Origin of the sequence: Massilia sp. Leaf139, from assembly GCF_001424165.1 — a bacterium.
Classification (GTDB): domain Bacteria; phylum Pseudomonadota; class Gammaproteobacteria; order Burkholderiales; family Burkholderiaceae_D; genus Telluria.
This window is the reverse complement of record NZ_LMOJ01000001.1, coordinates 1,411,175-1,432,120: the sequence shown is the minus strand read 5'-3', so window position 1 is coordinate 1,432,120 and position 20,946 is coordinate 1,411,175. Positions and strand designations below refer to the sequence as shown.

Here is a 20,946-nt window from a genome sequence, read left to right as displayed (position 1 = left end):
CTGCGGTCTTGCCTTTTTTCAAGATTAGCCCGCCATGCGCCAGATTGTCCTCGATACCGAAACCACCGGCCTGAACCCACGTACGGGCGACCGCGTCATCGAAATCGGCTGCGTCGAGCTGGTCAACCGCACGCTCACCGGCAACAACTTTCACAAGTACATCAATCCCGAGCGCGAGTCCGACGAGGCCGCGCTCGCGGTGCACGGCCTGACCACCGAATTCCTGAGCGACAAGCCCAAGTTCGCCGAGATCGCCGAGGAACTGCGCGCCTACATCGACGGCGCCGAAGTCATCATTCACAACGCCCCCTTCGACCTGGGCTTCCTGAATGCCGAATTCCAGCGCCTGGGCCTGCCGAGCTTCGTGTCGCACTGCAGCGGCGTGATCGACACCCTGGTCAACGCCAAGGAGATGCACCCGGGTAAGCGCAACTCGCTCGACGCCCTGTGCGACCGCTATGGCGTCTCGAACGCCCACCGCAAACTGCACGGTGCGCTGCTCGACTCGGAACTGCTGGCCGACGTCTACCTGGCCATGACGCGCGGCCAGAACACCCTGTCGATGGATGTGGAAGTCGAGGCTTCGGCTGGCGGCATCGAGCTCGACGCCCTCCCGCTGGGCGAGATCATCGTCGTCTCCGCGAGCCTCGAAGAAATGGCCGAGCACGAAAATGTGCTCGCCGGACTCGACAAGGGTGTCAAAGGCGAATGCGTTTGGAGAAATTATTCGCCAAAGGTTTGACGGTAGAGAAAGTTTTTGGCATAATACGCCTCGTTGTCAGGGAGGTTAGCTCAGGGGTAGAGCACTGCATTCACACTGCAGGGGTCGCAAGTTCGAAACTTGCACTTCCCACCAGAATTCTTCGAAAGGCCCATCAGCTTAGGTTGATGGGCTTTTTGCATTTCAGGGCACGTACGCCGGCGTTTCCGCGCGCCCGGGCGCCAGCAGCCGCGCCAGATACCAGACGTTCGCCAGCACGAACGGCCCGAAGGTGAACAGCAGCGTCCACGGTCGATCTGCCAGCACGATCATCTGCAGGCGCGTCGTCTCGCGCAGATTGGGCCATTGATGCAGATAGACCGGCACGACGACCGCGCCGGCGATCACGTAATGCGCTGCGAACAGCATCAGCCCGAGGCGCCGGCGCCGGAGTAATGCAAGGTAGACATACCCGCTGTACATGGCGATCGCCACTACCGGCCCGAGCTGGGCGGCCAGGGCGGCGTAGCTGAAGAAAATCGCGTGCACGAGGGCGTTGCCGATGTCGTAGTGACCGGGCCCGTCGACGCCGGCGGGTATCAGGAGCGCCGCCAGGAGCAGGTAGGGCGCGAACAGGGCGCCCGCCGTCACGGCGGCGATTCGCTTTCTGCGCAGGAGGCGCATCGATTCGATCGTCATCAATGGGCTTGTCATCGGATGTCTCGCTGGCGAGGGAAGGCGCTGCCGTGAACTCGGCGGCGCAGGGCTGTCGCTCGGAAGGTGTAGCATACGCGGGTATCTCATCGATGGAGCACACTTGAAACGGTTTCTCATTGCCAGCCTGGCGCTGGCCTGCGCCCTCGGCATCAGCGCCTGCGCGTATGTCGTTCCTTCCCTCGGCCAGCTGCCGGAACGGCAGCAGCTGCAGGCGGCGCCGCAGTACCGCGACGGCGCCTTCCGCAACGAAGTGGCCTCGCCTCCGCGTCCCGGCGGGATCGGCATGGCCTTCCGGATGATCCGCGGCCGCTTCGAGCCGCGCGATCCGCGCACCGCCCCGGGCGTCGCGCTGCCCGCCATTAAAACGGATCTCGCTGCGCTGCCGCGCGCGCAGGACGTCGTGGTCTGGCTCGGCCACTCGTCCTACTTCGTGCAGGTCGGCGGCAAGCGCCTGCTGGTCGACCCGGTCTTCAGCGGCTATGCGGCGCCGCTGCCGTGGATGGTGCGCGCTTTCGAGGGCACCAGCCCGTTCGCGATCGAAGATCTGCCCGAGATCGACGCCGTCCTCATCACCCACGACCACTACGACCATCTCGACTACAAGACCATGCGCGCCCTAGAGCCGAAGACCCGGCTGGTCATCGCCGGCGTCGGCAACGGCGCCCATCTGCGCCATTGGGGCTACCCGCCCGCCAAGATCCGCGAAGTGAACTGGCACGCCAGCGTCGAGCTCGACCCTGGCCTGCGCGTGCATGCGCTGCCGGCCCAGCACTACTCGGGCCGCTACATGGAGCGCAATCAGAGCCTGTGGGCCAGCTATGCCGTCGAGACGCAGGGGCGGCGCCTGTACTTCAGCGGCGACACCGGCTTCGGCCCGCATTTCGCGGATATCGGCAAGCGCTTCGCGCGCTTCGATTTCGCCGCGCTCGACGGCGGGCAGTACAACGCGAAGTGGGCCGACATCCACATGACGCCGGAGCAGGCGGCACGTGCGGCCGAGCTGCTCGGCGCGCAGGCCCTCCTGAGCGGCCACGCCGGCCGCTTCAGCCTGGCGCGCCACGCCTGGGACGAACCCTTTGAGCGCGCCCTCGAGGCGAGCAAGGGCAAGCCCTACCGGCTGCTGACGCCGCGCATCGGTGAGCCGGTGTACCTGAGCGATCCGCAGCAGGCCTTCAGCTACTGGTGGCGAGGGCTCGAATAGTAGCCGTCCCGTAGGCTGGATAGGGCGCGCTATCCGACCAGCACTTCGCTGATCTGAATTACCGGCTTCTGGTTGGTGTAATTCGGAATGTCGCCCATGATCTCCTTCGTGTGCGGGCCGAAGCCGGCCTGGAAGGCTTCGACCGACTCGCAGAACAGGTGGCCCATCGCGATATAGGGCGCGACCGCGCCGCCGGCACCGGCGGAAACCGCCCGATCGACCGTGTAGTACTTGCAGTAGTCGCCCATCAGTTCCTTCACCATCGGCATGTGCCGATCCCGATAGTATTCCGCGTCGAAACGGGCGTCGGGACTGTTCGGATACATCACGCTTACCTTGATCATCGTCTGTCTCCTCGTTGGGTTAGCTCGGGCAGTCCAGCTCATCGTGCGCCTACGCGCGGCGTTTTGCAAGCGCGGTTCTCCGCTTCGATGTTGCATAATCCTCAACGATCGACCATGATGAGTGCTGGCCAGACTCTCATGGAGCAACGCATGCACGATCCAGACCCATCCGGCAGCGGCAGCAGCGACATCGTCGTCCACGACCGCGCACGCACGGCCGCGCTGCTCGATTTCGCCGAGCTGGTCGATGCCGTGGCGCTGGCCGCGGCGGAGCTCGAGTCCGGCACCATCCTCAGTCCCGAACGGCAGGTGCTGCCCCTCGGCGCTGGTGCCGTCATGCTCAGCATGCCCGCGGCGGCGGCCGATATCGCCATCCACAAGCTGGTGAACGTCCATCCTGCGAATGTTGGGCGGGGCCTGGCGACCATTCACGGGGCCGTCACCGTGTGCGATGCGGCCACGGGCCGGATCGCATGCGTACTCGACGGTCCGGAGGTGACCGGTCGCCGCACCGCCGCCGTTACCCTGCTGGCGATCCGCCGCTTGCTGCCGCATCCGCCGGGCCGCATCCGGCTCATCGGCACAGGGACGCAGGCGCGCTACCACGTGGAGGCGTTGGCCGCCCTGTATCCACAGGCGCAGCTCTTCGTGCGGGGACGCAGCATCGAGGCGGCGCGGCGCTTCTGCGAGTTAAACCAGGCGCTGCATGGGCGCCTGCAGCCATGCGATGCGGCGACGGCCGACGCCGACGTGGTGGTGACGCTGACGACCAGCACCATGCCGGTCTACGACGAGGCGCCCCGGGCCGGACGCCTGGTGGTCGGCGTCGGCGCCTTCAAGCCGGAGATGGCGGAGCTGGGTGCGGCGACCCTGGATGGCAGCGACCTCTATGCGGACGATCCGGCCGGCGCGCGCCATGAGGCGGGAGATCTGCTGCGGGCGAACGTCGACTGGTCGCGCGTGGCCTCGCTCGGCGCGCTCTTGCGCGGCCCGGTCGATCTGGCGCGGCCCGCCGTGTTCAAGAGCGTCGGCACCGCCGCCTGGGATCTCGCCGCGGCGCGCACGGCGCTGCGCGCGCTGGCACGCGGGTAACAGGGAGAAGGTAAGAGAAGAGGTGGCGCGGTGCCCGCGTTCGGTCGCGGCCGGCGTGGCCGCAAATGCCGACAGTTTCCGAAATTCATTAAGTTGTCATACTCAGCCGCTATGCTCCCGGTTCCTCCACCCGGCGACCGCAAGCGAAGCTTCGCTGCCGGAAAACCTGGCGTCGTCGCGACGCGTGACGTGCATGATCAAACCCGCTTCATCCTCGCTTTCCCGTACCAACCGGTTTCTCGCCATCCTCTGGCCCGTCCTTGCCGCCTTGTGCTGTCTTGCGCTCTGGGCCGTGACCCTGTCGCGCGCGGAGTCCGAGTCCGAGCGCGCCGAAGCCCTGGTATTGAAGGAAGTCGACACCTACGCCCAGGCCTACGAGCAATACGTGACCCGGTCGTTCGCGCAGATGGATCAGATCACCATGCAGCTCAAGTACGGCTGGGAACATTCACGCAACCCGACCCTGGTCGAGGACATGCGCAGCGACGGCATGTTCACCGATCACGCGCTGCTGTCCGTGAGCATCGTCGGCGCCGACGGCACAGTGCGCTCCTCGACCAAGGAAGGCGGGATGCCGCCCTCGGTGGCGCAGTCCCCTTTCTTCCTGCAGCACCAGAACAACAATTCCACGGCCTTGCGCATCGATCTCGCCCCGGCCGGCTTCGAGAGCGGGCGCCAGCCGGTGCTGTTCACGCGCCGCCTCGATCGCGCCGACGACGAGTTCGACGGCATCGTCGTCATGGCTGTCGACGGCAGCTACTTCACGTCGTTTGTCGGCGCATCGACGCTGGGCCGCGACGGTCTGCTGGCGCTGGCCGGCGACGGCGGCAGGTTTTGGATCGAGCAGAGCGGCGCCGCGCGCGCCGGCAACGGCAGCATCCTGCACCCGGCCTTGGTCGGTAACCTGGACGGCGGGCCGCGCCTGGTCGGCGCCGAGGGCTTCCGCGACGGCGTCGCGCGGGCGCTCGGCTGGCGCGATTCGCCGGTATATCCGGTGGTGGCCGTTGCTGCGCTGTCGCGCCACGAGGGCAGCGCTGCCGCCCTGGAAAACTGGGAAGCGAGCCGCGACCGCAGCCTGGCCGCCAGCATCGGCTTGCTGATGCTCGCAGCGCTGGCCAGCTTCCTGTCGCTGCGCGCGGCGGCACGCGAGCGCGAACACGAAGCGGTGCGGCTGGCTTACCGCACCGCGACCGAGAGCGCGAATGACGGCTTTTACATGGCCGCGCCGCTGCGCGACCGCAAGGGCCAGATCGTCGACTTCCGCATCGTCGACTGCAACGAGCGCGGCGCCGCCTTCTACGGCATGCGCCGCGCCGACCTGGTGGGACGGGCGGTATCGACCATCGACCGCGGCATCACGGGCGCCGAAGTGATCGCAACCTACCGGCTGGCGATGGCGAACGGCTTTTACGAGGAAGACCGGCGCATGCCCCAGGATGACCGGCTGACGATCGCCTGGGGCCGCCGGCGCCTGGTGCGCGTCGGCGACGGCCTGGCCGTGACCCTGCAGGACATCAGCGAGCGCAAACGGCACGAGACGGATCTGGAGCGGCTGGCCAACGAGGACGCGCTCACTGGCCTGCGCAACCGCAGCTGGCTGCTGAACTTCATTCCGACGCTGCTGGGTGATGCGCCGTCCGAACCCGAGGGCCTGGCCCTGCTGTTCATCGACCTCGACGAGTTCAAGCAGGTCAACGACTCCCACGGCCACGCGGTTGGCGACCAGCTGCTGGCCGCGGCCGCGCGCCGCCTGGGCGCCTTGCTGCGCCCGGCCGACCAGGTGGTACGCTTCGGCGGGGATGAGTTCGTCGTGCTGCTGCGTCCCGCGGCAGGCGAGATCCGGCTGGCCCAGGCCGATGTGGCGGCGGTGGCCGCGCGTATCGTCGCCGCCTTCGCCGCCCCGTTTACCCTCGACGGCGAGCTCCAGGCGGCGGTCGGCGCCTCGGTTGGCATCAGCCTGTTCCCGCGCGACGGAACGGACGCCGGCACCCTGATCCGCAATGCCGACATCGCGATGTACGCGGCCAAGGAAGAGGGCAAGGGACAGTACCGCTTCTTCGACCAGTTCCTGTCGGGGCAGATCACACAGCGCGCCCGGCTCAAGGGCCAGCTGGCACGGGCGATCGAACTCGACCAGTTCCTGCTGCACTACCAGCCGCGGGTCGACCCCGTCTCGGGCCAGCTGCTGAGCATGGAGGCGCTGCTGCGCTGGCAGCTCCCCGAGTCCGGGATGGTGCCGCCGGGCGACTTCATCCCGCTGGCCGAGTCGAGCGGTCTGATCCTGCCGATCGGCGCGCTCGTGATCGAGAAGGCCTGCGCCCAGCTCGCGGCCTGGCGCGCCGACGGATTATGCCCGGTGCCGGTGTCGATCAACGTCTCACCGAAGCAGTTCGGGCGCGGCACCGTCGTGCGCCAGTTCGAGGCGGCGCTGCGGCGCCACGGCCTGCCGGCGGCGCTGGTGGAAGTCGAGATCACGGAATCGGCCATGATGGGCGAGCAGGCCGAGGTACTGGCCGAACTGGCCCAGCTGCGCGCGCTCGGGATCAAGCTGCACCTGGACGACTTCGGCACCGGCTATTCCTCGCTGTCGCAGCTGCGCACCCTGAAGATGGATGTGCTCAAGGTCGACCGCGCCTTCACCAACGAACTAGAACAGGGTGAGGGACGGGTTTTCTTCCAGGCCATCGTCTCGATGGCGCACGCGTTGCGCATGACGGTCGTGGCCGAGGGCGTCGAAACGGCCGCGCAGCTGCGCATCCTGCAGGAACTCGGCTGCGACGAGGTGCAGGGCTATTACATCGCCCGGCCGCTGCCGCCGCACGAATTCGAGACGCGCTTCCTGGCGCCGACAGGGCGCGCCTGCGCCTGACGCCGAGGCCGAAATGGCTTCACCGCGGCAGGCGCAGCTTCGCCACCGCCTTCAAGGAAGCAGCCAGTTCGCCGTCGTCGGCCTCCGAGGCGGCGGCGAGGAAGCCGCGCGCATAGGCCGCCTGGCGCGCCACTTCGCCGTTACCCTTTTGAAGTTCCGGCAGCAGGTGCTCGGCCACGGCGAAATCGTTGAGCAGGCCGAGGCGATCCTGCAGCTGCGACAGCCGCGCCACGTAGCGCTTGACCTCCTTGCCCGGCAACAGGTCGCGGAAGAACTCGGCGCCGTAGCGCGCCTTCTTCGCCGCGATGCGGATGCGGTGGCGATGCTGCGGTTCCTTGCCGTCGAAAGCGGCGATGCGCCGGCTCAGGCGCTTTTCCGCCTTGCGCAGCAGGGGCAGGCAAGCCTCCCTTGCGCGCTCGGCCAGCGGCGAATGCTTGGGCAGCTTGCCCGCGTCGCGCCACTGGCGCGCATGCAGCCAGCCGTTCACGCTCAGCAGTACCTGGGTGAAGCGCGACGAACCGATCATCTGCAGCAGTTCCTTGTGCAGCTTGTCGGCCCGCGCGCGCGCCGCCTGGCGCAGCGGCGAGGGATCGATGCCGTGCACCTGATCCAGCGTGGAATCGGCCAGCACGTCCCAGTCGCGCGTGGCGCCGAGCGCCCCGGCCAGCCAGTCCAGCCCCTCGGCGATCTCGGCGGGCGGCGGAATCAAGGGTTCGAACATGTCGACCAGGGCGCGCAGGCGGCGCAGCCCGACGCGCATCTGGTGCAGGCTTTCCACGTCCTGCTGCAGGACGCCCGGCACGTTGGCCTCCATCTGGCGCAGGCAGTTCAGGCCGATCAGCTGGAAGGCATCCTCGAGCGTGGCGCGCCGGCCCAGCTTGACGGCCTGCGCCTTGACCGCGCCGCTCGGCGCCGGTTTCAGCATCGCGAAGCCGCGCGCGGCCTTGCTGTCGTTCGACATCCGCAGCGGGATGTCGGCGTGCAGGGCCAGCGCCAGTTCGAACAGGTGGTTCGCGGAGCCGTGCTTGATTTCCAGCTCCAGCTCGGCGATTTCCGTGTTGTGGACGCCGGACTCGATGCGCCCGGCGTCGAGCGCGCACTCGACCTCGTCGCCGTCTGGCCAGCGCAGCGACCAGGTGGTGCGGCGCGTCACGTTGCGGAAGATCGGCAGCAGCTGCTCGGCCTCGGCGCGCGCCAGCGCTTCGGACAGCGCGGCCTGTTTGATCTGGCGCGCCAGCAGTACCGGTTGTGGCGTAGCATCCGGCAAGGCGCATTCCCATTCGCCCCGTTCATGCAGGCCGGGCGAGCTGGCGGCCGCCGTCTTGACGGTCTGGATCCAGGCGCCGGCGCTTTCGCGCACGCGCAGCGTGAGGCCCTGCTTCCAGAGCGCGTGCCCGGCGGTGTCGTAATAAGTGTCGGTCAGCTGGTGTTCCTGCGGGCCCGCGGCGGCATGTTCGGCGAGCACCGGATGCTGGCGCATGCGCTCGAGCTGGGCGGGCGGCACCTGCAGTTTCAGTTCGGTTTCCATGGCGATCCTTTTTGGCCGGTTACGTCGTAAGCGATGCATAGAATGGCAGTCTTTCATCCTACCCCATCCGTGCCGCCGCTGTCGCGCCCGCGCCTGTATACTTCGGCAACCACGTTTACGAAAGAATCACCCATGTTCGCAGCAGTAGATCTCGGTTCGAACAGTTTTCGCCTGCACGTCGGCGAACCCGTCGACGGCGACATCCGCATCGTGCGCACCGCGCGCGACCCGGTGCGCCTGGCCGCCGGTCTGGGCCCGGACGGCAACCTGACGGCCGACGCGATCGCCACCGCGCTCGCCAGCCTGTCCGGCTTCGCCCAGATCCTGCAGGAGTTCCGCCTCGACGGCGTGCGCGTGGTCGGCACCAACACGCTGCGCGTGGCGCGCAATGCGCCCGAGTTCCTGCCGCTGGCCGAAAAGGCGATCGGCTACCCCATCGAAGTCATCTCCGGGGAAGAAGAAGGCCGGCTGGTCTACATGGGCGTGGCCCGTGCCCTGGCCGACCCCGGCCAGCAGCGCCTCGTGATCGACATCGGCGGCGGCTCGACCGAAGTGGTCGCGGGCACCGGCGACAGCATCGCGTTGGTCGAATCCTTCAGCATCGGCACCCAGCCCCAGGCCTCGGGCTTCTTCGCCGACGGCCGCATCGGCCACGCCCGCTTCGAGGCCGCCACCACGATGGCGCGCGCCACCTTCGAGGATGCGGCCGCCGCCTACCGCGCGCGCGGCTGGAGCGCCGTCTACGGCTCCTCCGGCACGATGCGCGCGATGGCCGAGGCGATCGCGCGCGGCGGGCTGGGCGACGGCACGCTCTCGCTGGCCGGCCTGGGCGCGTTGCGCGATGCGCTGGTCGCCTGCGGCCACGTCGACCAGGTCGATTTGCCGGGCCTGAAGCGCGAACGTGTGGTCGCCGTGCTGGGCGGCGTCAGCATCCTGATGGGAGTGCTGCAGGAATTCGGCATCGAGCGCGTGCTGGCGATCAACGCCGGCCTGCGCCTGGGAGCGCTGTCGGATCTGGAGCTGCGTTCGCGCCAGCACGACCGCCGCGAGCTCGCGATCGTAGCCTGCATGGAGCGCTTCGGCGTCGACCCGGCACGGGCGGGGCGCACCGCGACGATCGCGATGCGCCTCTACGGCCAGCTGGGCGCGGCCGACGAGAGCTGCCGCCACTACCTGGGCTGGGCCTGCATGCTGCACGAGATCGGGCTGGCGGTGTCGCACACGGGCGCCCACAAGCACGGCGCCTACCTGGTCGAACACGTCGACCTGCCGGGTTTCACCACCCGCGAGCAGCGCTTGATGGCGACCCTGGTGCTCGGCCACAAAGGCAACCTGCGCAAGATCCGCGAGGCCCTGGGCGAACCGGCGCTGGCGCGCATGGTGCTGGCCCTGCGCCTGGCCGTGGCCTGCATGCACGCGCGCGTGGACGAGGATCTCGACGGCTTCCGGGTGCGCATGAAGAGCCGCATCGAGGTCGAGCTGGCGCCCGGCTGGCTAAAGACCCACCCGACCATGCGCTTCTGGCTCGAACGCGAATGCACCGCCTGGGAAGACGCCGGCCATAACTTCCAGTTCAGGGAAGCCTGAGCTAAGTCCCCGGCGGCAAGCGCGTCAGCGCAGCTTGCCGATCAGTTCCGGGCCGACCGCCAGGCGGATAAAGGGCACGCTGTCCTCGGCGTCCGAGCCCTTGATCCAGAAGACGCCGGCCTTGCGGATCTTCCAGGGCTGCGCCGTGCCGGCCAGGATCAGGGACGCCAGCTCGCCCAGCAGCGGCTGGTGCCCGATGAGGAGGGCGGGAAAACGGTGGTTCGGCCAGCCGCAGGCTTCCAGCATGCGCTCGGCCGTGGAATCCGTGTTCAGGGCCTCGTGGATGGTGTACCGGCGACCCAGCCCGTCCGCGGTCTGCAGACAGCGAACGGCGGGGCTGACCAGCACCCGGCACTGCTCCGGCAATTGATGGTCGAGCCAGGCGCCCACGCGCGCCGCATGGCGCTTGCCCTTCGAGGTGAGGGCGCGCTTGGCGTCGGGTTCGCCGTCCTGCGCTTCGGCGTGGCGCCACAGGATCAGATCCATGTCTATTCTCCTTTCGCCGGGTCGCCGTGGGCGCCGGCGCCGAGCATCGTCATCAGCAGCTCCTGGGCATTGCAGGGCTTCTGGCCCGAGCGCGGCTTGCGGCGCCGGTACTGGCCGTCGCTGCCCAGCTCCCAGGCGCTGGTGTTGTCCTTCAGGTAGGGTTGCAGGCCTTCGCGCAGCAGGCGTTTCTTCAGTCCCGGCGAAGTGACCGGGAAGGCCACCTCGATGCGGCGCATCAGGTTGCGGTTCATCCAGTCGGCGCTGCTCAGGTAGACGTCGTGCTTCAAGTTGTTGCGGAAGTAGAAGACCCGCGTGTGCTCGAGGAAGCGACCGACGATCGAGCGCACCCGGATGTTGGCCGACAGCCCGGGCACGCCCGGTCGCAGCGAGCAGGCGCCGCGCACGATCAGGTCGATCTTCACGCCGTCGCCGGAGGCGTCGTAGAGCGCGCGGATCACGGTTTCGTCGGTCAGCGAATTCATCTTGGCGATGATGCGCCCCGGTTTGCCTTCGCGCGCGATCGCCGCTTCCTGGCGGATCGCGCGCACCATTTCCTTCTGCAGCGTGAAGGGCGCCAGCCACATGCAGTCGAGCTGCTTGGGCTTGGTCATGCTGGTGAGGTGGATGAAGACCTCGTTGACGTCGGCGGTGATGCCGGCATCGGCCGTGAGCAGGCCGAAGTCGGAATAGAAGCGCGCCGTGGTGGGATTGTAGTTGCCGGTGCCGAGGTGGGCGTAGGGGCGCAGGCCCGCCGCCTCGCGCCGCAGCACCAGCGCCATCTTGGCGTGGGTTTTCAGGCCGACCACGCCGTACACCACCTGGGCGCCGGCTTCCTCCAGGCGCTCGGCCCAGTTGATGTTGGCTTCCTCGTCGAAGCGCGCCATCAGTTCGACGATGACCGTAACTTCCTTGCCGCGCTGGGCAGCGCTGATCAGCGCTTCCATCAGCTCCGAATTCATGCCCGCGCGGTAGATGGTCTGCTTGATCGCCACCACCGCCGGATCGGTCGCGGCGGACTGGATGAAGTCGACCACCGGCTGGAAGGACTGGAAAGGATGGTGCAGCAGCACGTCCTGGCGCGCCAGGGTGCCGAAGATGTCGTGCGGATTGAGCTTGGCCGGAAAGCCCGGCGTGAAGGGCGCGAACTTCAGTTCCGGGCGCGCGTGGCTGTTGACGATTTCGAGCAGGCGCCCCATGTTGACCGGGCCGTCGACGGCGAACACGCGGCTGTCGTCGATGCAGAACTGATCGCGCAGGAAGTTCGACAGGTGGGCCGGACAGCCTCGCCCCACTTCGAGGCGCACCGCGAAGCCGTACTGTCGGGTGTGCAGCTCGCTTTGCAGGGCCTGGCGCAGGTTTTTCACCTCCTCCTCGTCGACCCAGAGGTCGCTGTTGCGGGTGACCCGGAACTGCGAATAGGCGATCACTTCGCGCCCGGTGAACAGGTCGGGCAAGTGGGCCTGGATCACGGAAGACAGCAGGCAGTAGGAGGCGCCGGGCCGCTCCGACAGTTCGTCGGGCAGGCGGATCACGCGCGGCAACACGCGCGGCGCCTTCATGATGGCGATCGCAGTGCCGCGCCCGAAGGCGTCCTTGCCGGAGAGCTCGACGATGAAGTTCAGGCTCTTGTTGATCACGCGCGGGAAGGGGTGGGCCGGATCGAGTCCGACCGGGGTGAGCAGGGGCCGCACCTCCTTGTCGAAATACTGCTTGACCCAGGCGCGCTGGGCCGGGTTGCGGTCGCCGCGGCGCAGCATGTGGATGCCGTTGTCCGACAGGCGCGGCAGGATCTCGTGGTTCAGCAGCGCATACTGGCGCGCGATCAGGCGCCGGCATTCCTCGCTGGCGCGGGCCAGCGTGGCCGCGAGCGAGTGCGGCATGCCGTCCATGCTGCGCTCGATCGTGTGCTGGGCCAGCAGGCTGGCCACCCGCACTTCAAAGAATTCGTCGAGATTGGTGCTGACGATGCACAGGAAGCGCAGCCTTTCCAGCAGCGGCAGCGCTTCGTCCTCGGCCTGGGCCAGGACGCGGCGGTTGAATTCCAGCAGGGAGAGTTCGCGGTTCAGAAACTGGGCGGCGCGATCGAGCACGGGCGCCGGGGGCGCCTCGTCGTGTTTCACCTTCTTGTCCATTTTGCGGCGCGGAGTCATGCGAAAAGAGCAGTATGGTTGTCGAATATGACAGGCACGTTACATGCGGCCCCGCTCCCGCGGCGGCGGCTGCTCCGTGAGCCTACCACCGGCACCGATTCGGGCGCGCATGAGGTCAGCAATGGCGGTATGCTGCGAGCGACAACCGAGGAGAATGCATGCACCCGACGAATATCGTTCTGCTCCAGTTCCATCCCGAGCACGACAACCTGACGCCGCAGAAGGAGCTGCGCGACGGCCTGTCCGTCGTGCTGCGCATGGGACGCACGCTCTGGCTCGCGAACGACGAAACGGTCAGCCTGGAGCGCCTGACCCTGGAAGAGAAAGACAGCACCGGCCGCAGCAGCTTCACGCGCGACCACCGGCAGTTTGCGCTGCATGACTTCCTGCGGCTGCCGCTGCCGGCCCACGGCGAGACGGCGGACGACATCAACGAGGCCGACATCGAGGGCCTTGCCTGCGACGGCAAGTACCTGTGGCTGACGGGTTCGCACAGCCTACGCCGCAAGCAGCCGCGCGCGGACGACGGCACGAAAAAGGCCCACAAGCGCCTCTGCTCGGTCAGCAAGGACGGCAACCGCTACCTGATCGGACGCATCCCCATCGCCGAACAGGAGGGCGCGCCCGGCGAATACACGCTGGCCAGGGAGGCGGGGCGCAAGGACCGGAAACGCACGGCGGCCATGCTGCGCGGCGACGAACACGGCAACGAGCTGACCGCGCTGCTCGCGGACGACCCGCATTTCGGGCCCTTCCTCGCCATCCCCGGCAAGGACAACGGCTTCGACATCGAAGGCATCGCGGTGGCCGCCAAACAGTTGCTGCTGGGACTGCGCGGGCCCGTGCTGCGCGGCTGGGCGGCAATCATCGCCATCGCGCCGGTCGAGGATGCCGAGGCGGGTTGGCTGCGCCTGGGGCCGGTGGACGACGAAGGGGCGCTGCTGCGCAAGCATTTCCTCGACCTCGGCGGACTCGGTATCCGCGACCTGTGCGTACAGGGCGACGACTTGCTCATCCTCGCCGGGCCGACCATGGATCTGGACGGGCCGGTGCGCCTGTACCGCTGGGCCGGCGGCGTGCTGGCGGGCAGGGATGCGGTGGTGCCGGCGGGCCAGCTCGAACACCTGGTCGACCTGCCCTACGGCGCGGGCGTCGACCATCCCGAAGGGATCACGCTGTTCGATGACAAGCTCGGCGCCGGCGACGAGTTGCTGGTCGTCTACGATTCCGCTTCGCCGGGACGTCAGATCGGCGAGAGCACGGTGCTGGCCGACGTGTTTGCCTTGCCGCGACGCAAGAAAAACAAGGCCGACTGAGCGGCAGACCGGGCGCATGTTGCCTGTGCCCGCTCGTTAAAGGATCTTGTCGGAGGAACTTGTACGCAGCGTGCGTCATCAAGCTGTCATGCTGCCGGTGCAGGCTGCGTCATGCTTTCCAAACCTTACCAAGCGGGATACCACCATGGATGCACCATTTAACGAGCGCCGCCGCGCCTCGCATACCAGCCACGGAGGCGTCCGCTACGATGCGTGCACCGTCGAGCGCGCCCTCAAGGTGCAGCGCAGCGCCAGCACCGTCAGCGCCGTCGAGTACCTGAAAAGCCGCGACGTCGATGCGGCGGTCATCTGCCGCGTATTGACCAGCTGCGGGCGACGTGCCATCGACTAAGCCGATGGGGCCGGCGGTTCATGTACAGTAGTACTGAATAAGGCCTGATTGATGAGATGGCTGCATGAGTTCAGCCTGCGAATCCTGCCTTCTTCAGCTGCCGGCCCGCTGCGGTCGATGCCCCTGTTGCGCCAGCGCCGCCATCACCAGGTCGCAATGGTCGCCCTGGATCTCGATCACGCCATCTTTCACGGTGCCGCCCGAGCCGCAGGCCGTACGCAGCTGCTTGCCCAGCGCGGCCAGCGCGGCGGCGCCCAGCGCCAGGCCCTTGACCACCGTCACGCACTTGCCGCCCCGTCCCTTGGTCTGGCGCGAGACGCGTACCACGCCGTCGCCCTTGGGAGCGGCGTCGGCCTTGCAGGTACACGCGGCGAGGGGCTGGCCGCAGCCCGGGCACATGCGGCCGTGTTCGGTGGAGTAGACGAGGCCGCCTTTAGCGCTGCTTTTCATGGTTGGTGCAGGAGCATTGGATCTGAAACGGGGAAGTGTAGCAGCCCCCGTACGGCCCCGCCTAGTCGCCGCCTCGGCTAGTCGCCAGCGCCACGATCAAGGCGCCCGCACTCACCACCAGCGCATCTTCGATCAAGCCGCTGCGCGTCTGCCCGATCCGCGCCATCGCCTGCTTGCGCCCGGCCAGCGTGAGATACGCCAGCGGCACCGCTGTGGCCACCGCCGCCACCGCGCCGTCCCGTTCGCGGCCCTCCGGCGCCAGGGCCGCGCCGGCGATCCCCGCGCTCATCACGCGCGCCAGCAGGCCGAGGAAGACCGTGCGGTCGGGCGCGCTCTTCATCTTGTCGCCCAGGAGTTCGCCGACGCCCATCGCTAGCGCGCCGTATTTGAAGGTCGGGCGGTCGAGCAGGAAGAGCTCGCCCGAGGTCTCGCGGTGCGCGAGGCGCGCGGCCGCGATGGTGGCCATGGGCGTCATCGAGCGGGCGCTGGCGACGGCGCCGATCAGGATGGAAGGGAGGAGGTTGCGCAGGGTCATGGTATTCGTTCCGATGCAGTGAATGGCCTTTCCATTGTAGAGATCGCTCACAGCCGTGGCGCGCAGTTGAACGTCCACCAAACGCTTGCGTCCCGAACTAGTTTAGGCTTAAAGTATGTTCACTACCTGACACGGCGACCGCCCCTACGCCATCCGCATTCCCTGTACTGCCCGGAGACCCCATGAACGGAACCGCGTACCTGGACACCTTTGCGAACGATAACCTGCCGCCGCGTGAGCAGTGGCCCGAGCTGATCTTCGAGCTCGACGCGCTCCACTACCCCGAACGCCTCAACTGTGCGGCCGAACTGCTCGACGCGATGGTGGCGCACGGCCAGGGCGCCTCGGTCGCGATCCGCGGCGCGGCCGTCACATGGACGTATGCGGAACTATCGGAAAAGGTCGACCGTATTGCAGGCCTCTTGAAGGCGGAACTGCAGCTGGTGCCCGGCAACCGCGTGCTGCTGCGCGGCGCCAACAACCCGATGATGGCGGCCTGCGTACTGGCCGTGTGGAAAGCGGGCTATGTCGCGGTGCCGACCATGCCGCTGCTGCGCGCGAAAGAGCTGGGCACGATCATGGAGCTGGCCCGGGTGGACGCGGTGCTCTGTGCGGCCGACCTGCGCGAAGAACTCGACCTGGCCTGCGACGCTCTGGACGCGCCGCCGCGCGTGCTCTCCTTTAACGAAGGCGCTTTCGACGCGCAGCTTGCCGCCATGCCGGCGCGCTTCGAGGCCGTCGACACCGCCGCCGAAGACGTCTGCCTCCTGAGCTTCACCTCCGGCACCACCGGCCGCCCCAAGGGCACCATGCACTTCCACCGCGACGTGCTGGCCATCTGCGACTGCTTCCCGCGCTCGACCCTGGGCGCGACCGAAAACGACGTCTTCGTCGGCACGCCGCCGCTGGCCTTTACCTTCGGCCTGGGCGGCCTGCTGCTGTTCCCGCTGCGCGTCGGCGCCTCGACCGTGCTGCTGGAAAAACTCACGCCCGATGCGCTGCTGGCCGCGATCGCCCAGTACCGCGCCACCGTCTGCTTCACCGCGCCCACCTTTTACCGGCAGATGACGCCGCTGGCCGCCAACCACGACCTGTCCAGCCTGACCCGCACCGTCTCGGCCGGCGAGGCGCTGCCGCTGCAGACGCGCCAGGCCTGGCAGGAGGCCACCGGCCTGGCCATGATCGACGGCATCGGCTCGACCGAAATGCTGCACATCTTTATCTCCGCCGCCGGCGACGCCATCCGCCCCGGCGCCACCGGCCGCCCGATTCCCGGCTACCGCGCCTGCATCCTCGATGACGACGGCCATCCGCTCGGCGCCAACGTGGTCGGCCGGCTTGCGGTGAAGGGCCCGACCGGCTGCCGCTACCTGGCCGACCCGCGCCAGCTCGACGCCGTCTGCAATGGCTGGACGCTGACCGGCGACGCCTACCGCATGGACGACGACGGTTATTACTGGTACCAGGCGCGCCTCGACGACATGATCATCTCCGCCGGCTACAACATCGCCGGGCCGGAGGTCGAGGACGCGCTGCTGCAGCATCCGGCGGTGGCCGAATGCGGTGTCGTCGGCGCCCCCGATCCGGAGCGCGGCCAGCTGGTGCTGGCCTATGTTGTGCTGCGGCCCGGCCATGAAGCCGGGCCCGGGATGACGAAAACCCTGCAGGATTACGTGAAGCAGACCATCGCCCCCTACAAATACCCGCGCCGCATCGCGTTTCGCAGCGCGCTGCCGCGCACCGAGACCGGCAAGCTGCAGCGCTTCAAGCTGCGCCAGGAAGCGCGGCAGATCGTGGAGACCTCATGAACATCGTTTGCATCGGCGGCGGCCCGGCCGGCCTCTACTTCGGCCTGCTGATGAAGAAACAGGATCCCGCGCACGAGATCACGGTCATCGAGCGCAACCGCGCCTACGACACCTTCGGCTGGGGCGTGGTCTTTTCCGACCAGACCTTGGGCAACCTGGTGGCGGCGGACGAACAGACCGCGCGCACCATCCTGCAATCGTTCAACCACTGGGACGACATCGACGTCCACTTCAAGGGGCAGACGGTGACCTCGGGCGGGCACGGCTTCTGCGGCATCGGCCGCAAGCGCCTCCTGAACATCCTTCAGGCACGCTGCGAGGAGCTCGGCGTGCGCCTCGTGTTCGAGACCGACGTCGCGGACGACCAGGACATCGCCCGCCGCTACGGCGCCGACCTGGTGATCGCCTGCGATGGCCTCAACAGCCGCGTGCGTACCCGTTACGCCTCCACCTACCAGCCCGAGATCGACACCCGCCACTGCCGCTTCGTCTGGCTCGGCACGAAGAAGAAGTTCGACGCTTTTACTTTTGCCTTCGAACGAACCGAGTACGGCTGGTTCCAGGCCCACTGCTACCAGTACGACGGCGACACCTCGACCTTCATCGTCGAGACGCCGGAAGAGGTCTGGAGAAAAGCCGGCCTGGAAGGCTTGAGCCAGGAAGAGGGCATCGCTTTCTGCGAGAAGCTGTTCGCAAAGTACCTGGACGGCCACAGCCTGATGAGCAATGCCGCCCACCTGCGCGGCTCGGCCATGTGGATCAAGTTCCCGCGCATCGTCTGCCGCGAATGGGTGCACTGGAACGAGGTCGACGGCCGCCGCGTGCCGGTCGTGCTGATGGGCGACGCCGCCCATACCGCGCACTTCTCGATCGGCTCGGGCACCAAGCTGGCGCTGGAAGACGCGATCGAACTGGCGCGCTGCTTTGCGCAAAACGGCGAGGAGGGGATCGACGCGGTGCTGACGGCCTACCAGGAGCTGCGTTCGGTCGAGGTGCTCAAGATTCAGAGCGCCGCGCGCAACTCGATGGAGTGGTTCGAGAACGTCGAGCGCTATACCGCGATGGAGGCCGAGCAGTTCGCCTATTCGATGCTGACCCGAAGCCAGCGCCTCTCGCACGAGAACCTGCGCCTGCGCGACGCGGCCTATGTGGCGCGCTTCGAGGACTGGATCGCCGGCCGCGCCTTTGCCCAGGCAGGCCTGCCGCTGCCCGTAGCCGGCGGCAGCATCCCGCCCATGTTCACGCCCTACCGCGTGCGCGGCACGGTGCTGAAGAACCGCATCCTGGTTTCGCCGATGGCGCAGTATTCGGCGGTGGACGGCGTCGCCGGCGACTACCACCTGGTGCACCTGGGCGCGCGTGCGCTGGGCGGCGCGGCGATGGTGTTCGCCGAAATGACCTGCGTGTCGGCCGACGCCCGCATCACGCCCGGCTGCCCCGGCATGTACACGCCGGAGCATACGGCGGCCTGGAAGCGCATCGTCGACTTCGTCCACGCCAACAGCGACGCCAAGATCGCCCTGCAGCTCGGCCACGCCGGCGCCAAGGGTTCGACCAGGCGCGCCTGGGACGGCATCGACCAGCCGCTGGACGAGGGCAACTGGCCCCTGGTCTCGGCCTCGCCCCAGCAATACCTGGAGGGCGTGTCGCAGGTCGCGCGCGAAGCCACTCGCGCCGATCTCGAACGCATCAAGCGCGACTTCGTGCGCGCCACCGGCGAGGCGGTGAAGGCCGGCTTCGACTGGCTCGAGCTGCACTGCGCCCACGGCTACTTCCTGTCCAGCTTCATTTCGCCGCTGACGAACGGGCGCACGGACGAATACGGCGGCGGCATCGAGAACCGCTGCCGCTATCCCCTGGAGGTCTTCCATGCGATCCGCGCCGTCTGGCCCGACGACCAACCGATCAGCGTACGCCTGTCGGCCCACGACTGGGTCGAGGGCGGGCTCACGCCCGACGATGCGGTGGAAGTGGCGCGCCTGTTCAAGGAAGCCGGCGCCGACATGATCGACGTCTCCTCGGGGCAGGTCAGCAAGAAGGAGAAACCGGTCTACGGGCGCATGTTCCAGACCCCGTTCGCCGACCGCATCCGCAACGAGGTCGGGATTCCGACCATCGCGGTGGGCGCGATCTTCGAGGCCGACCACGCCAACAGCATCGTCGCCTCCGGCCGCGCCGACCTGTGCGCAATCGCGCGCCCGCACCTGGCCGACCCCGCCTGGACGCTGCACGAAGCGGCCAAACTGGGCTACACACCCGTTCCCTGGCCAAAGCAGTACTACGCAGGCAAGCTGCAGCTCGAACGCAACCTGGAGCGCGAGCGCCAGATGGCGGCCGCCGCCGGCGGCCTGACCCCGCAGCAGGTCGCGGCCAAGCTGCTGGAAGGCTGAGATGGCGCGCAAACAGGTTACCCTGACCCTTGCCGCCAGCGCCGTCGATGCCGGCACCGCAGCATCGCTCGATGTCGAGAGCCGCCTCACCGACGACAACCACCAGTCCTTGAAATTGTGGCTGCGCATACTGTCCTGCACGACGCTGATCGAGACCGAGATCCGCAGCCGCCTGCGCCTCGAATTCGGCATCACGCTGCCGCGCTTCGACCTGATGGCCCAGCTCGACCGCCATCCGGAAGGCCTGCGCATGGGCGAACTGTCGAAGCGCATGATGGTCACCAGCGCCAACGTCACCGGCATCGTCAACCTGCTCGAGCAGGAAGACCTGGTGGCGCGCGAGGCGGTGCCGGGTGACGGCCGCGCCTATCGCATCCGCCTGACCGCCAACGGACGGCGCGCCTTCAAGCGCATGGCGGCGCGCCACGAAGCCTGGATCATCGAACTGATGGCAGGACTAACCGCATCGGAACGCGCGGCGCTGCTGGCGCTGCTCTCGACCATGAAGCGGGGTCTCGCGCCATCTCGGCAAACCCCGCACCAACCGCAAGACTAGGAGAACGCATGCGCCATCTTCCAGGCGAACCGCACCACCTGCCCGGCAACCGCAAGGACTTTGCCGGCTACAGCCCCAGGCACTTCATGTTCGGCCTCGCGCAGGGCGTGGCCACGATTACGCTGAACCGTCCCGAGCGCAAGAATCCGCTCACCTTCGATTCCTACGCCGAGCTGCGCGACCTGTTCCGCGCGCTGGCTTATGCCGATGACGTCAAAGCCATCGTCGTCACCGGCGCCGGCGAGAATTTCTGCTCGGGCGGCGACGTGCACGACATCATCGGCCCGCTCACCAAGCTCGACATGCCGGGGCTGCTGGCATTTACCCGCATGACGGGCGACCTGGTGAAAGCGATGCGCGCCTGTCCGCAGCCGATCGTGGCGGCCATCGACGGCGTCTGCGCCGGCGCCGGCGCGATCCTGGCGCTGGCGTCCGACATCCGCTACGGCACCGCGCGCAGCAAGACCGCCTTTCTCTTCACCCGCGTCGGCCTGGCCGGCTGCGACATGGGCGCCTGCGCGCTGCTGCCGCGCGTGATCGGCCAGGGTCGCGCTGCCGAGCTGCTCTACACCGGGCGCAGCCTGGGTGGCGAGGAAGCCGAGCGCTGGGGTTTCTTCAACCGCCTGTGCGCGCCGGAGTCCGTCCTGGCGGAGGCCCAGGGCTTCGCCGCCGCGCTGGCCGCCGGGCCGACCTTCGCCCACGGCATGACCAAAAAGATGCTGCAGCAGGAGTGGAACATGGGCGTCGACGAAGCCATCGAGGCCGAAGCGCAAGCCCAGGCCATCTGCATGGCCACCAACGACTTCCACCGCGCCTACCACGCGTTCGTGGCCAAGTTAAAACCGCAATTCGAAGGAGACTGAAC

At 67.8% G+C, this 20,946-nt stretch carries 18 protein-coding genes and 1 tRNA gene; 12 read left to right on the top strand and 7 right to left on the bottom strand.

The window, feature by feature from the left end; genetic code table 11:
• The first annotated feature begins 34 nt into the window (after positions 1–34).
• The gene (dnaQ, locus tag ASF77_RS06350) at positions 35–742 is read left to right on the top strand and encodes a DNA polymerase III subunit epsilon (protein ID WP_056336015.1); all 708 of its coding nucleotides are present in this window, start codon (positions 35–37) and stop codon (positions 740–742) included.
• A gap of 39 nt (positions 743–781) precedes the next feature.
• Positions 782–856 (top strand) — tRNA-Val (locus ASF77_RS06345).
• A gap of 48 nt (positions 857–904) precedes the next feature.
• Here the strand turns inward: ASF77_RS06345 and ASF77_RS06340 are convergent.
• Entirely contained in the window at positions 905–1,414 is a 510-nt protein-coding gene (locus ASF77_RS06340; RefSeq protein WP_156648744.1) for a hypothetical protein, read from the bottom strand.
• Between the two features lie 103 nt (positions 1,415–1,517).
• Here ASF77_RS06340 and ASF77_RS06335 point away from each other — a divergent pair, with 103 nt between their 5' ends.
• A complete protein-coding gene (locus ASF77_RS06335; RefSeq protein WP_056336010.1) occupies positions 1,518–2,618 on the top strand; it encodes an MBL fold metallo-hydrolase in 1,101 nt (366 codons plus the stop codon).
• A 29-nt stretch (positions 2,619–2,647) separates the two neighbouring features.
• Here ASF77_RS06335 and ASF77_RS06330 read toward each other — a convergent pair whose 3' ends face one another.
• Positions 2,648–2,962: an EthD family reductase gene (locus ASF77_RS06330; protein WP_056336008.1), complete on the bottom strand. Its 315-nt coding sequence runs from the start codon at positions 2,960–2,962 to the stop codon at positions 2,648–2,650.
• 150 nt (positions 2,963–3,112) lie between these two features.
• Between ASF77_RS06330 and lhpI the strand changes: the two genes are divergently transcribed.
• Entirely contained in the window at positions 3,113–4,054 is a 942-nt protein-coding gene (lhpI, locus tag ASF77_RS06325; RefSeq protein WP_056336003.1) for a bifunctional Delta(1)-pyrroline-2-carboxylate/Delta(1)-piperideine-2-carboxylate reductase, read from the top strand.
• A gap of 193 nt (positions 4,055–4,247) precedes the next feature.
• Positions 4,248–6,923 carry an EAL domain-containing protein gene (locus ASF77_RS06320; RefSeq protein WP_082493587.1) on the top strand — a complete coding sequence of 892 codons (2,676 nt, stop codon included), beginning with the start codon at positions 4,248–4,250 and terminating at the stop codon, positions 6,921–6,923.
• Positions 6,924–6,942: 19 nt separating this feature from the next.
• Here ASF77_RS06320 and ASF77_RS06315 read toward each other — a convergent pair whose 3' ends face one another.
• Positions 6,943–8,451: a CYTH and CHAD domain-containing protein gene (locus ASF77_RS06315; protein ID WP_056335997.1), complete on the bottom strand. Its 1,509-nt coding sequence runs from the start codon at positions 8,449–8,451 to the stop codon at positions 6,943–6,945.
• 132 nt (positions 8,452–8,583) lie between these two features.
• Here ASF77_RS06315 and ASF77_RS06310 point away from each other — a divergent pair, with 132 nt between their 5' ends.
• Positions 8,584–10,038, top strand: a complete 1,455-nt coding sequence (locus ASF77_RS06310; protein WP_056335994.1) for a Ppx/GppA phosphatase family protein — start codon at positions 8,584–8,586, stop codon at positions 10,036–10,038.
• Positions 10,039–10,062: 24 nt separating this feature from the next.
• Here ASF77_RS06310 and ASF77_RS06305 read toward each other — a convergent pair whose 3' ends face one another.
• Together ASF77_RS06305 and ppk1 are read right to left on the bottom strand one after the other, a co-directional pair.
• Complete coding sequence (locus tag ASF77_RS06305) at positions 10,063–10,524, bottom strand: histidine phosphatase family protein (RefSeq protein WP_056335992.1); 462 nt, start codon at positions 10,522–10,524, stop codon at positions 10,063–10,065.
• Between the two features lie 2 nt (positions 10,525–10,526).
• Positions 10,527–12,656, bottom strand: a complete 2,130-nt coding sequence (gene ppk1 / locus ASF77_RS06300; protein ID WP_056336494.1) for a polyphosphate kinase 1 — start codon at positions 12,654–12,656, stop codon at positions 10,527–10,529.
• A gap of 176 nt (positions 12,657–12,832) precedes the next feature.
• Between ppk1 and ASF77_RS06295 the strand changes: the two genes are divergently transcribed.
• Entirely contained in the window at positions 12,833–13,990 is a 1,158-nt protein-coding gene (locus ASF77_RS06295) for a DUF3616 domain-containing protein (protein WP_082493585.1), read from the top strand.
• 145 nt (positions 13,991–14,135) lie between these two features.
• Positions 14,136–14,342 (top strand): hypothetical protein, encoded by a 207-nt coding sequence (locus ASF77_RS06290; protein WP_056335989.1) that lies wholly within the window; start codon positions 14,136–14,138, stop codon positions 14,340–14,342.
• A 93-nt stretch (positions 14,343–14,435) separates the two neighbouring features.
• On the opposite strand, the gene ASF77_RS06285 is transcribed toward ASF77_RS06290, so the two are convergent.
• Both ASF77_RS06285 and ASF77_RS06280 read right to left on the bottom strand, forming a co-directional pair.
• Positions 14,436–14,792 carry a translation initiation factor Sui1 gene (locus ASF77_RS06285; RefSeq protein WP_056335986.1) on the bottom strand — a complete coding sequence of 119 codons (357 nt, stop codon included), beginning with the start codon at positions 14,790–14,792 and terminating at the stop codon, positions 14,436–14,438.
• 61 nt (positions 14,793–14,853) lie between these two features.
• On the bottom strand, positions 14,854–15,327 hold the full coding sequence (locus tag ASF77_RS06280) for a hypothetical protein (RefSeq protein ID WP_056335981.1): 474 nt from the start codon (positions 15,325–15,327) through the stop codon (positions 14,854–14,856).
• A gap of 182 nt (positions 15,328–15,509) precedes the next feature.
• Between ASF77_RS06280 and ASF77_RS06275 the strand changes: the two genes are divergently transcribed.
• Genes ASF77_RS06275 through ASF77_RS06260 form a run of 4 tightly spaced genes read left to right on the top strand, consistent with a single transcriptional unit; the run spans position 15,510 to position 20,944 of the window.
• The gene (locus tag ASF77_RS06275) at positions 15,510–17,135 is read left to right on the top strand and encodes an AMP-binding protein (RefSeq protein WP_056335978.1); all 1,626 of its coding nucleotides are present in this window, start codon (positions 15,510–15,512) and stop codon (positions 17,133–17,135) included.
• On the top strand, positions 17,132–19,525 hold the full coding sequence (locus ASF77_RS06270; protein ID WP_056335975.1) for a bifunctional salicylyl-CoA 5-hydroxylase/oxidoreductase: 2,394 nt from the start codon (positions 17,132–17,134) through the stop codon (positions 19,523–19,525). Before ASF77_RS06275 ends, ASF77_RS06270 begins: the two co-directional genes overlap by 4 nt.
• Before the next feature lies 1 nt (position 19,526).
• A complete protein-coding gene (locus ASF77_RS06265) occupies positions 19,527–20,081 on the top strand; it encodes a MarR family winged helix-turn-helix transcriptional regulator (protein ID WP_056335972.1) in 555 nt (184 codons plus the stop codon).
• Positions 20,082–20,089: 8 nt separating this feature from the next.
• Complete coding sequence (locus ASF77_RS06260) at positions 20,090–20,944, top strand: enoyl-CoA hydratase family protein (RefSeq protein ID WP_056335969.1); 855 nt, start codon at positions 20,090–20,092, stop codon at positions 20,942–20,944.
• Positions 20,945–20,946 lie beyond the last annotated feature (2 nt).